Annotated in this window: 12 protein-coding genes; 3 read left to right on the top strand and 9 right to left on the bottom strand. The window is 65.0% G+C overall.

Annotated features, from left to right (window positions below):
• Nucleotides 1-6: 6 nt before the first annotated feature.
• Genes G6N42_RS16085 through G6N42_RS16075 form a run of 3 tightly spaced genes read right to left on the bottom strand, consistent with a single transcriptional unit; the run spans nt 7 to nt 2,866 of the window.
• A complete protein-coding gene (locus tag G6N42_RS16085) occupies nt 7-492 on the bottom strand; it encodes an FAS1-like dehydratase domain-containing protein (protein ID WP_163730480.1) in 486 nt (161 codons plus the stop codon).
• Nucleotides 489-1,724: an acyl-CoA dehydrogenase family protein gene (locus tag G6N42_RS16080; RefSeq protein WP_163730479.1), complete on the bottom strand. Its 1,236-nt coding sequence runs from the start codon at nt 1,722-1,724 to the stop codon at nt 489-491. The genes G6N42_RS16085 and G6N42_RS16080 overlap by 4 nt, the downstream gene beginning before the upstream one ends.
• Entirely contained in the window at nt 1,721-2,866 is a 1,146-nt protein-coding gene (locus G6N42_RS16075) for an acyl-CoA dehydrogenase family protein (RefSeq protein ID WP_163730478.1), read from the bottom strand. The genes G6N42_RS16080 and G6N42_RS16075 overlap by 4 nt, the downstream gene beginning before the upstream one ends.
• Nucleotides 2,867-2,936: 70 nt before the next feature.
• Here G6N42_RS16075 and G6N42_RS16070 point away from each other — a divergent pair, with 70 nt between their 5' ends.
• The gene (locus tag G6N42_RS16070) at nt 2,937-3,878 is read left to right on the top strand and encodes a VOC family protein (protein ID WP_232076166.1); all 942 of its coding nucleotides are present in this window, start codon (nt 2,937-2,939) and stop codon (nt 3,876-3,878) included.
• A 5-nt stretch (nt 3,879-3,883) separates the two neighbouring features.
• A complete protein-coding gene (locus G6N42_RS16065; protein ID WP_163730477.1) occupies nt 3,884-4,312 on the top strand; it encodes a DUF3237 domain-containing protein in 429 nt (142 codons plus the stop codon).
• Between the two features lie 40 nt (nt 4,313-4,352).
• On the opposite strand, the gene G6N42_RS16060 is transcribed toward G6N42_RS16065, so the two are convergent.
• Together G6N42_RS16060 and G6N42_RS16055 are read right to left on the bottom strand one after the other, a co-directional pair.
• Complete coding sequence (locus G6N42_RS16060; protein WP_163730476.1) at nt 4,353-5,288, bottom strand: SMP-30/gluconolactonase/LRE family protein; 936 nt, start codon at nt 5,286-5,288, stop codon at nt 4,353-4,355.
• Nucleotides 5,285-6,856, bottom strand: coding sequence for a class I adenylate-forming enzyme family protein (locus G6N42_RS16055; RefSeq protein WP_232076165.1), 1,572 nt, complete (start codon nt 6,854-6,856; stop codon nt 5,285-5,287). Before G6N42_RS16055 ends, G6N42_RS16060 begins: the two co-directional genes overlap by 4 nt.
• Before the next feature lie 51 nt (nt 6,857-6,907).
• Between G6N42_RS16055 and G6N42_RS16050 the strand changes: the two genes are divergently transcribed.
• Nucleotides 6,908-7,675, top strand: a complete 768-nt coding sequence (locus G6N42_RS16050) for an enoyl-CoA hydratase/isomerase family protein (RefSeq protein WP_163730475.1) — start codon at nt 6,908-6,910, stop codon at nt 7,673-7,675.
• A 4-nt stretch (nt 7,676-7,679) separates the two neighbouring features.
• Here the strand turns inward: G6N42_RS16050 and G6N42_RS16045 are convergent, their stop codons facing one another.
• Genes G6N42_RS16045 through G6N42_RS16030 form a run of 4 tightly spaced genes read right to left on the bottom strand, consistent with a single transcriptional unit; the run spans nt 7,680 to nt 11,805 of the window.
• Nucleotides 7,680-8,873, bottom strand: coding sequence for a cytochrome P450 (locus G6N42_RS16045; protein ID WP_163730474.1), 1,194 nt, complete (start codon nt 8,871-8,873; stop codon nt 7,680-7,682).
• Nucleotides 8,874-8,924: 51 nt separating this feature from the next.
• Nucleotides 8,925-9,371, bottom strand: coding sequence for a VOC family protein (locus G6N42_RS16040; protein WP_163730473.1), 447 nt, complete (start codon nt 9,369-9,371; stop codon nt 8,925-8,927).
• Nucleotides 9,368-10,585, bottom strand: a complete 1,218-nt coding sequence (locus G6N42_RS16035) for a CoA transferase (protein ID WP_163737649.1) — start codon at nt 10,583-10,585, stop codon at nt 9,368-9,370. Before G6N42_RS16035 ends, G6N42_RS16040 begins: the two co-directional genes overlap by 4 nt.
• Nucleotides 10,582-11,805: a CaiB/BaiF CoA transferase family protein gene (locus tag G6N42_RS16030; RefSeq protein WP_163730472.1), complete on the bottom strand. Its 1,224-nt coding sequence runs from the start codon at nt 11,803-11,805 to the stop codon at nt 10,582-10,584. Before G6N42_RS16030 ends, G6N42_RS16035 begins: the two co-directional genes overlap by 4 nt.
• Nucleotides 11,806-11,827 lie beyond the last annotated feature (22 nt).

The raw sequence follows: 11,827 nt of genomic DNA, 5'->3' as shown, positions 1-11,827 counted from the left end.
CCTCTCTCAGTATCTGATCAGGGTGTCGATACGGGTGCGGACCACCTCGCCGCGCTGATTGCGCAGTTCGCGCTCCAGCTGTACATAGAGCATCTGACCGAGTCGACCCTCGCGTTCGGTGGCGTCCTTGATCCGCCACCTGCCGGTGATCACATCACCCGGTCGCATCGGCTCACCGAACGCGAACTCCACTCCGCCGTTGAGGACATGTTGCCCTGGCTCGCCGGGTTGGGGGAGCGCGAATTGCGCGGGTCCGGCATCGGGAGGCTGGATGGGCCACGCGAACGGATTGAAGTCATCGGGAGCGATGACGCCACCCCAGCGAGTGGTGCGGGCGTAGTCCTCGTCCCAGAACAACCGCGGCGGCTGCTGTGGCCAATAAGTGGCGATCGCCCACCGGCGGATATCCGAGGAATCGATGGGGAATACGGGTCCGTCCTGTTCGTGCCAGACGCCGATCGCGGCGCGCAAGCGGTCGGTGATCAACGTCATCGTCGTGTGCCACCTCGCTGCACATCCTTGAACGGAACGCCGCGGTCGGCGGCGTACTCACGCGGAAAGTCGAGCACGCGTTCGGCAATGATGTTTCGTGCGATCTCCGTCGTGCCGCCACCGATGCACACGGTCTGCCGCGACAAATACTTCTGCCCAATCGCCAGGAGGTCCTGGTTCGCCGCACCCACCACTGCCCCCGGTCCGGCCAGCGCCACAGCTGCATCGAGATTCAGGTTCTCGCAGAGTGCGTAGTAGAGGCGGGTGATTGAGCCAGAGGCAGGCGGCATCACTCCGGTGGAGACCCCGTGAAAGACGCTCTCGCCCAACGCTTTCTCGACGATACGGTGAGCCAGCGCGCGTCCCGCCAGGCGGAGCGCCCACCGATCGTCGGACTGACCGGTGGCGTGCACCAGCGCCACGAGATCGAAAGCGCCGTCACGCCTTTCCTCGGAAGCCCCACAATTTGCGTACTCAGATCCTTTCGCCACCGCGCGACGCTCGTGGAACAACTGTCTCGAGGCGACGGCCCAGCCTCCGCCGACCTCGCCGACCACGTGCTCGTCGGATAGTTCGACGTCGTCGAAGAACTCCTCGCAGAACTCCGCGGACCCGTTCACCTGACGGATCCGTCGCAGCGTCAACCCCGGGGACCGCAGCGGCACCAGGAACATCGTGAGCCCCTCGTGCTTGGGCGCATCCCAGTTTGTGCGCACCAGGCATAGGCCGAAATCTGCGGCGAACGCGCTGCTACTCCAGGTCTTGGCGCCGTTGAGAATCCATTTGTCGCCCGATCGGTCTGCGCGGGTTGTGACTCCCGCCAGATCGGATCCGCCACCCGGCTCGGACAGCAATTGGCACAGCACCTCGTCACCCCGCAATGCAGCAGCGATCCGCGTGCGCTTCTGCTTCTCGCTGCCGGCGTCGAGCAGGGTCGCGCAACAGATCGTCAAACTCGGGATGTTGAGCGCAAGCGGCATCTCGTAGGGTTCGGCGACCGCGTTGAACGCGGCTTGGTACGCGTACTCCAGGCCCAAGCCGCCGTACTCCGCGGGGAAGCAGATGCCCGCGAATCCGCCGTCATAGAGCCGACGTTGGAGCTCGCGCGCACGTTGCCACGTATTGTCCTCGGCGCGATCCAACACCGGCGGGGCGGCGCGGTCCAGCGGGGGCATGTTGTCCGCGAGCCAGTTGCGTGCTCTGTCCGCGAATTCATCGACGGTCTCGGTCATCGCGTCTTTCCCGATTTCTCGGAGAGCGCGAACACGTTCTCCTGGTGTTCTTCCGTCGTGCCGAACATGGCGCGGTTGACCTCGATTCTGCGGAGGAACAGATGAAGATCGTGTTCCCAGGTGACGCCGATACCGCCGTGCAACTGAATGCAGTCCTGCACTATTGCGACCGAGTGCTCGCCGATGTACGCCTTGGCGGCGCTGACCGTGAGTGCGGCGTCGACTGCCCTCGCGCTGACGTGGCGAGTCGCGAGCGCCGCGATTGCCCGGCAGGCTTCCAACTGGGTTTTGAGGTCGGCGAAGCGGTGTTTGAGAGCTTGATAGGAGGCCAGCGGCCGCCCGAAGCTGTGACGATCACGCGCCCACGCCACGGTCATCGTGAACACGCTGTCCAATGCGCCGACCATTTCTGCGCACTGTAGGACCTGAGCGACCAGCGTCTGGCGCGCTATCAGTTGCGCTGTCTCGTCCGGTCCGCCGACGACGGACTCCGCCACCACTTCGACATTGTCGAATCGCACACGGCCGTAGTTCTTGACGAAGTCGACAGTCGGTATGGGCTCGATGGAGACACCCGGCGCACCGGACGCCACGACGAATTGGCGCAAGTTTCCATCGCACTCGGCGGTGACGAGGAACACGTCGCTGTGCCGGGCGGCCTCGACACGGTCCTTGATGCCGTTGATGCAGTATCCGGAAGTTGACCGGGTGGCAGTGGTCGCCGGTGGCGCGCCGAACGGCTGCCCGGGTTCGTCGGTCGCCCATGCCGCGATCGCCGAGCCTTCGACCAACGGAGCGAGTAGCTGTCGGTGATCGGCCGAATTGGACGCCTCCGTGAGGGCGGTGGCGACGGCGCTGGTCGGAATCAACGGTCCGGGCGCCACACTTCGACCGAACTGGTCGGCGATGCGCGCCGCATCGGCGACCTGATCGCCAGTCACACATCCGCCCCCGAGTTCCTCGGGTACCAGCAGACTCGTCCAACCGAGTTCGGCGCCGCGCTGCCACCAGGCCTTGTCCAACCCGCGGTCGTTGGTATGCAGGTCACGGATGTGGTCAATCGACATCTCGCGGTCGAGGAATGCGCGGGTGGTGGAAACGAACAGCTGGATTTCGGCATCGCCGGCCGTGGCTGTCGACACGCTGCGTCCTCCCTGTCGGCCTGTGCCTCGGGCAGGCACAGGTTCCAACAGCTATACAGTATCTGTCATAGTGTTCTCCTGGCACGCCAGGGAAGAATCGATCGGTGAGGTGACCGAATTGATCGACATCGGGAAGCAGTGGCACGTGAACCACGTCGTCGATGACTACCGCAGCGTCACCGCTTGGTATCGCGACGTATTCGGTGCCGTGGACGTCTTCACCGACGAGTGGCTTGATCCCGAAAAGCGTTGGGCTTCAATGGTTGCTGTTACCGATCTCGCTATCGACGTGATGGAACCGACCGCAGAGGGTGCACACCTTCCGTTGGGGAAGTTCTTGACCCGGTTCGGACCACATCTGCACGCATCGGCGTACTTCGTGAACAGCCCGCCCGCCGACATCTACGACGCGCTCACCGGTGAAGGGGTCCGGTGCTTCGGGCTGGCTGGCTCCGGGCGCGATGCGATGGTCGCCCAGCCGATGAGTCCGGTCTTCACGCATCCGAAGGACACCGCGGGCCAACTCGAGTTCATGCCCTACGTCGAGGACAAACCCGGCCCCCTCGGTGTGCCCGGTAAGTGGGAGGACCCGCGCTTCCTGCCCGGCTGGTCGGCTCGGCAGTGGCGAGACCATCCTCTGTCGATCGGCGGCTGGCGAGTCGGCGTCGTGGTCCGCGAACTCGAGCGCGCGACCGCCGTTTACGCCGCGCTAGGCGCCACGGTGCTGGCGGAGGAGACGGTGGGGGGTTCTCAACGGCGTCGCGTGCAATTGGGCACCAACACGACGGTCGAGCTCATCGCGCCGACGTCGGCCGACACCATCGCCGCGCGTGACCTCGAGGCCAACGGCGAGATCATCCATTGCTGTGTCTTCGAAACCGCCGACATGGCCAAGGCCGAGTCCCATCTCGCCGACCATGCGGTGGTGATTGCCGAACGCGACGAGAAGCGGCTCGTCGCCGACCCGGCCACCTGCCACGGTGCCGTCATCGAGATCGTCGCCATCAGCTGATCAGCATGGGTGGCGAGAGTGGTCCAGATGCGGCACTGCGGCCGCTGTGTCACGTCCGCTATGACCTCGCCGACCCAATCACCGTGTCCTCAGGCCCGACCGGCAGCCGGACGATCGGCGAGATCACCGGCGCCCGGTTCGAGGGCGACCGACTGAAGGCCTCGCTGAAGGGTCGCGCGGCAGCCGACTGGGCCTTCGTGGAACCGTCGGGGCGCGTCCTCGTGGATGCTCGACTCACCCTCGAGACCGACGACGATGCAACGATATTGGTCAGTTACACGGGTCGGATGGATACTGCGACCGGTGTCGTCTACTCGTCGATGTACTTCGAGACGGGTGACGAACGATACGAGTGGCTTACCCGGATTCTTGGCGTGGCCAAGGGGCGCTTCGTCGGAGACACGCTGCGCTACGACGTGTACGAAGTGGTCTGATGTCCACATCCGCTCTGCTGCGCGCGACCTGGGCGCGGCGTCATGGGATGGGCGTAAGCGCGGTCCTCCAATCGTCGACGACCACCAGGCGTCCCGACGATGCCAGCGTGATGAACAGCGAACAGCCGTCGTGGCTGAGCGCGACGTTGGTGGTCATCGGGTCATCAGCGGCAATCGCGCCGAGCAGTTGCCCATCGGGCGAAAACGCTGTCACACCACCGGTTCCCACGGTGGCAACGATGATCGTGCCGTCGGGCGCAACGCAAAGTCCGTCGGCGCCTCCAAAATTCATCGGTCCGCCGCTCGGCACCGTGGCGAGGCCGCGCGCAGCGCCGAGGCGGCCGGGGCCGAGCACCTCGAACTGCCAGATCCGCCGGGTCCTGGTTTCCGCGACGTACAGCTTCGATCCGTCCGGGGACAACGCCACGCCGTTGGGGAGTTCCAGTGGATAGACGATCTCACTGAGTTGTCCGTCGGGCGTCCCGTACAGGACACCGGTGATGCTCCGGCTTCGTCCCTGCACCGAGAAGCCGTCGGTGACATAGAAGCCGCCCTGCGCATCCACGCAGATGTCGCTGGGACGCGCCAACGGGAGTTCATCATCGCTGATACTCGTGAATGTCGTCGTGAGAGTAGTTGCCTCACCCTCGCTCGAGACAACCTGCAGTTGCGGGGTGATGGGTTGGTCGGGAGCACCCGCCGGCAGGAACAGTGGCACGGAGCCGTCGATGTCGAACGGCCACGGTCTGATGGCGAACCGGGAACCGCCGTTCTGGCACACGAGGATCCGGCCGTCGGGCAGGCGCGCCAGACCGTTGGGCCCGCCCCCGGTCTCGGCGAACGTCTCGACCGCGCCGTCGGGGCGCACCCGGCTGATCCGCCCGTTGGCGATCTCGGACACCAGAACCGAACCGTCGTCGTCGACGATCGGACCTTCGGGAAAGCCCAATCCCGATGCGACGCAACGTAATGTCACACGGCCGCCTCGTCGGGTCTTTCGAACAGCGCGCGAATTGCCGGCTGGCTGACTTTCATCGACGGTGTTCGGGGGAGTTCGTCGACGATCTTCAAACCGGCGGGCACCTGATATCGGCTCAGCCGCCCACGGAGGTAGGTGAGCAGATCGTCGGCGGTGACGCCTTGGCCCTCGACGCACTCGACGGCGGCCACCGGAACCGCTCCGAGTCGCTCATCGGCCAGGCCGGTCACTCCCGCATCGCGCACGGCCGGATGCGATCGCAGAGCGGCGACGATATCGGAAGGGGTGACCTTGAATCCTCCCCGGTTGATGACATCGTCGGTGCGTCCGTCGATGAAAAGGAATCCGTCGCTGTCGAGGCGTCCGAGATCGGTCGTGCGCACCCATTCACCGCCTGCGGTGCGCACTTCGATGACCCCCTGCTCGCCTGCGGCGGCCTCACGGCCGTCGGCCACCGCGACAATGCGGATCTCCCGGCCGGGTTGGGGACGGCCCACACTGCCACGCTTGGACTGGGCCCATTCGCGGTGCAGCTTCAGATTCCATCCCGCCACACCACCCGCGAATTCGGTCGCACCGTAGGAGGGCAGAACGGCAACGCCGTACTTGTCTTCGAACGTCTCCTGCAGACTGACCGACAGCGGTGCGGTGCCCGATGTCACCACCTTGACGCTGTCGAACACGACGGCGTCGACGTCGGCCTCCAGGACCATCGCCATCGCGGTCGGAACCAGGCTGACGGCCTTCGGTCGGTGCCGGGTGACAAGATCGATGAAGTCGTCGACGGTGAACCGCGGCAACAGTGCGATCTGGCGGCCCTGACACACGTAGAGCAGTGTGCGGAACAGTCCCGACATGTGCACCAGCGGCGAACTCACGATCATCACGCCCCGCCGCAACCGGGCAGCGGTGTCGTCGCCAGAACCGTAGTGAGTTCCGGCCGCGGATATGGTGCGCTCAAACGCGCTGTACGTCAGCGGAATCCGTTTCGGCGGCCCCGTTGTTCCGCTGGTGAGCATCTCCACCGCGACCGTGGGATCTGATTCGCGGAACGGTCCGTCGCCGGGCGACTCGAGGCCCTCCACGACCTCGACGGGGCGGTCGGTAACGGACACGCGAATGCCCAGAGCGCCCTTGGCAGACTCGACGACGCCCGCCCGGTCCCAGTCGACCCCGCACGCCACCACCGCGGGTAGGCGAAGGTCGCGGATGTCGTGGCCCAGACCCTCGTCGCCGTGTGACGGATTCAGCGTCACGATGCAGCAACGGGCCAACAGCACGCCCAGCATCGCCGCGATCATCGCCGGGTCATTGCGCAGCACCAGGCCCACCGGTGCGCCCGGTGCAAGGCGCGCCGATATCAGATGGTCGGCGACCCCGTGGGCGACCGCGGCAAGCGATCCCCATGTTGTCCATGTGCCGCCGAACTCAACTGCCTCGGCGCCGGGGTCGACGCCGAGGATCACCTCGATGCGTTCGGCAAGATCCGCCATCGCACCTCCCGATCCGCGCCGACGACTTGCGGTCTCGACCGGTGGCTGGACCACTCCGCCGATATGAGACACTTACACACTATATGCGTATCTGTTGCATCACGACTTCGATTGGGGTTAGCGGTGGACTTTCAGAGGATCCTGTTCGATGTCAGCGATCACATCGCGACCATCACGATCAACCGTCCGGAGCGGCTCAATGCCACCGATGATCTGACCCGTACCGAGCTCGGACAAGCGTGGGCGCGGGTACGCGAGGACTCCGACATCCGCGTCGCCATCATCACAGGCGCGGGTGATCGCGCATTCAGTGCAGGCCAGGACATTCGCGCGACCGCACAGTCGGGCATCCGCAACAAGGTGCCGGGCTCGAGGCTGCACCACGGCGTGTGGAAGCCGGTCATCTGCGCTCTCAACGGGATGGTGGTCGGGGGAGGCCTGCACCAGGTGGCCGATTCCGATCTGATCATCGCCGCCGAGCATGCCGAGTTGATCGACACTCACCTGATGGTCGGCAACGTCTTCGCGTTGGAGCCGACGGTTCTGCTGCGCAGGATGCCCCTGTCCATGGTCATGCAATTGGCGCTGATGACCAAGGACGGGCGGATCAGCGCCCAGCGCGGATACGAGATCGGTTTGATCAACGAGGTCGTGCCCGCTGATCGTCTGCAGGAGCGAACGCGAGAGATCGCCCTGGCGATCACGAAGTTGAGCCCGGCTACCGTGCAGGCCTCGATCAAGGGAATGTGGACGAGCCTCGACGTCGGATTGCACGCCGCCCACGACGTCGCGTACCGCTACGTCCTGCAGCACCAGATGACCCATCCCGATTACACCGAGGGCATGAAGGCCTTCGCCGAGAAGCGGGAACCGCAGTGGGTGGTCGACTGAGCGATCAGCGCAACGTCATCTCCACGCTGGTATAACCGCGCACCGTCGCCGTCAGCACACGTTCGTGAGCGCCGATCGCGTAATCGGGAAAGTTCTTCGCGACGTACTCGAAGACCATCTGCGCCTCGCGGCGAGCCAGCCACTGGCCGAGGCAGATGTGGATGCCCCAGCCGAAGTAGACATCGGTGCCGCGGGGCCGGTCGATGATGAAGCGGTCGGGGTCGTCGTAACGACGCTCGTCGCGGTTGGCACTGCCCAACAGCAACAGCACCCAGTCGCCGGCATCCATGGTCACACCATGTAGCTCGACGGGACGCGTCAGTGTCCGGGCCACCCAGTGGCTGGGAGTGTCGTATCGCAGGGCCTCGTTGACCGCTGCCGGAATCACGCTGTGATCGCTGACGATTCGCCGCCACTGATCGGGGTGGTCGTGTAACGCGACCAGACCGTTGGAGATGAGCTTCTGCGTGGTCTCAGAACCCGCGGCGGAAAGCAGATTGCAGAACATCAACACCTCGTGAGGCGTCAATGAGCGGTCGTCGCCGATTTCTGGGTCGTGGAAGGTGGCCTGCAGCACGATGCTGATCAGATCGTCGCCAGGGTCGGTGCGGCGCCGGTCAATGAGATCGCCGATGTAAGCGCTGATGTTGCGGTTGGCCTCGATAGCACTCTGCGGCATCGCGACTTCGCCCTCGTGTCTGGTCAGGAATGCCTCCCACCAGACCCTCAATTGCTCCCGGTCGGCCTGAGGCACGCCGAGTAAATCCCCGATCACGTCGGTGGGGACGGCGAAGGCGAACGCTTCCATTGCGTCGACGGTGGTGCCGCGTTTGAGCCGACCGAGGTGATGGTTGACGACCGACTGCAGGGCACCCTCCAGCGAGGCGACGGCGCGGGGAGTGAAAAAACCCTTGAGTACGCCGCGGATACGGTCGTGCCGCGGCGGGTCCATCGATATGACGGAATACTTCCGGCCGTCGTCGTCGGGATTCTCCGGTGCCGGGCCGAGCTTGGACGAGTACGTTTCCCAGTCCCGTAACGCGCCGGCCACGTCTTCGAACCGCGACAGCACCCACCAGCGGTCTTCGGGATCGCGATACACGGGCGCCTCGTTGCGAAGCCGACGGTAGACCGGATAGGGGTCGTCGAAGACGGCCTTGGAGAACGGTGAATACATCAACTCGCTGGTCGCGGGCACAGACGGACTCTACCACCCAACTGAACAACAGAACGAATTGTGACTAGTTGCTCAGCTAGCGCGTATACGCTCGATGAGCTCGAGCATGTTCCCGTCAGGATCGGTGAGCATCAGCCCGCGATTGCCTCCGCTGAATACGACTGTGCGGTGGGCCAGCAGCTGCCCGCCGTGCTCGACGACGGCGGTGGCAAGGGCGTCGGCGTCGTCCACGCGGAAGGACAGATGGGTGAAGCCGAGAGCGTTCATCTGGCGTGGCGCGCCGTCGCCCGTTGTGCCGGATGTGGGATAGGCCAGCAGTTCCAGGCGGAATCCGTCGCGCTCGAGGTAGACCAGATCGAGCACCAGGTCTTCGACGTCGAGCAGCCGTGCGGATACTTCATCATCGACGTGCATCTCACCGATCTTGGTGAATCCGAGCGCTGAACAGTAGAACTCGGTCGAGCGCTCGATATCCGTGACGCAGAGCCCGACATGGGTGAGGCGGTGTTCTGCGCTCAAAGCGCCAGCTCGTCGAGAAGCGCGTTGTGCTCGCCCAGCATCGGCGCACGGCTCGGCTCTACTGTAGGACTGGCTGAAAAGGCGTAGGGCACACCGGGATACACGACCGTCCGGTCGAGCTCGGAGTGCTCGACAGGTACATGCATGCCGCGCGCCACCATGTGCTCGTCATCGAAGGCCTCATCAGGAGGCAGAATGGCGCCCGCCGGGAAACCCCGTTGCTGGCTGGCAATGAAGAACTCCTTGGCAGGCATACGTGACGCGATCAATGTGATGGCGTCACGGGCGGCGCTCATGATTGCCGTCGTTTCGTCGTCCTCGCCGATTGAGGCCAGATCGACCGGGGTGGTCCGGGCGGCGGCCATCTCGAGGAACACAGTCTCCGGCAGCTCCTCGGTCAGCCCTAACTCGTTGAGCCAGGCGATCATCCGAGTGAATTCCTCCGGTTTACGGGGCAGCACCCCGGTAGTCGCGTAATGGCCGTCGGCACAACGCACTTGGACTTCGGAGCTGGGCGTCGGGTAGGCATGGCGTCCGGTCTGCCTGACACACACCGCCTGGTTCACGAGCCAGTGATAGGTGGTCTGCTCGCAGGTAACGTTGCAGGCCGCCGTCACGTTGACGTCGACGAGTTGGCCGACACCGGTGTGATCGCGATGCGACAGCGCGATCAACGCGCCGATCGCGGCGTACATGCCGCCGATGTTGGAAGCCTGGTCGCCGGAGCCGCGCATCGGCGGTATGGAGTGATCGTCGTAACCGCAATTCCACACCGGCCCACCTCCAGCGAGCACCGTGAGGTCGGTGGCGGGGTGGTCGGCCCTGACGCTGCCCAATCCGAACGGCGTCACCGAAACCCAGATCAGACCGGGATGGTCCCCGGCCGCCTCACGATAAGTGATGCCGCCGGGCGCTCGATCGCCGCCGGCTAGCACGATGTCGGCACTTCCGATGAGTCGGCGCAGCGTGTCAGCGCCCGACTCCGATTGAACGTCGAGGGTCACGCTGCGCTTTCCGGCGTTCTGACCCCACCAACGCAGACTGCGGTCAACGCCGGACTCGTCATCGACGAACGGCGGACGCAGACGATGCGGGGAACCCTGTGGCGGTTCGACGACGATGACTTCGGCTCCGAGTTCGGCGAGCACACGCCCGCCCACGGGCGTGAACTGGTCGCTTATCTCCACGACGCGGAGATCGGCTAGCGCGCTCAGATCACACCTCGCTCGGCCCAGGCATCAAGCGTCGAGTCATCGTGGCCGAGGAGTGCGCCCAGGATTTCGCGATTATGTTGGCCCAGTTTGGGTCCCGGCCTGTCTACATTCCACGGGGTCGCTGAGAAGGTGAGCGGAACACCCTCGACGCGCACGGCACCGATGTCGGGGTGTGTGACGGTCGGGAAGAGTCCCATCCTGGCCAGGTCCGGGTCTTCGTCGATGCGTTCCCGCGGGCTCTTGACGACGCTGGCGGGCACGCCGGCATCGACGAGATCATCGGCCAGTGCGATGGCATCGCGGCGGGAGGTGGCCGTGGCAACCAGTTCGTCGAGTTCGTCGGCGGCGGCGAGTCGAGTGGCCAGTGTCGCGAAGCGCTCCGAGGCGATCGCGGGTTCGTCCAGCACCTTGGCCAGCAACGCCGCCTCCCTGTCGTCACGGCACGCGATGGCGATCCATCGGTCCTCACCCGCGCACGGGTAGATGCCGTGGGGTGCGAACTCGTCGAAGTCGGCCCGGTTTCCTCGTGCCGAGGTGCGTCGCCGGTTCACCGTCCAGTCGAGCACCTCGGTTGGCAGCATCGCGATGCCCGCGGGCACCGTGGCCAGATCGACGTACTGACCTTCACCCGTGCGGTCACGGTGGTGCAGCGCCGCCATGATGGCCACCGTCATGTAGAAGGCCGACCCGTGATCCATGTAGGAGAAGCCCCAACCGGCGGGTTCGGCATCGGGCAGCCCCGAGGTGAACGTGAGACCGCTCATCGCCTGCACGATCGGACCCCACGTCTTGAAGTCGCGGTACGGGCCGGTATGGCCGAATCCGCAGTTGGACACATAGATGATGTCGGGCTTGATCTCGCGAAGATCGTCGTAGCCGAAGCCGCGGTGCGCCATCACGCCGGCCGCGAAATTCTCACAGACGACGTCGCTGATCGCGACCAGTTCACGCAGCAGCTGTTTTCCCTCGTCGAGACGCAGGTTGATGGTGACGCCGTACTTCCCGACATTGTGGTTGTTGAACCCGGCGCCGAGGTCGATCCCACGACGGTCGTCGACATAGGGACCCACTCCCCGTAGGGCGTCCCACAGGCCACGGGTCGCGGGATCCTCGACCCGGATCACCTCGGCACCAAACGCGGCCAGGATCTTCGTCGCGCCCGCGCCGGCCAGTTGCCCGCTGAGGTCACACACCCGAAGGTGCGACAAGGCAGAGCTCACCCGACGACCATATCGCAAATAG

This window comes from Mycobacterium gallinarum, from assembly GCF_010726765.1.
GTDB classification, from domain to species: domain Bacteria; phylum Actinomycetota; class Actinomycetes; order Mycobacteriales; family Mycobacteriaceae; genus Mycobacterium; species Mycobacterium gallinarum.
This window is presented reverse-complemented; position numbering and strand designations above follow the sequence as displayed.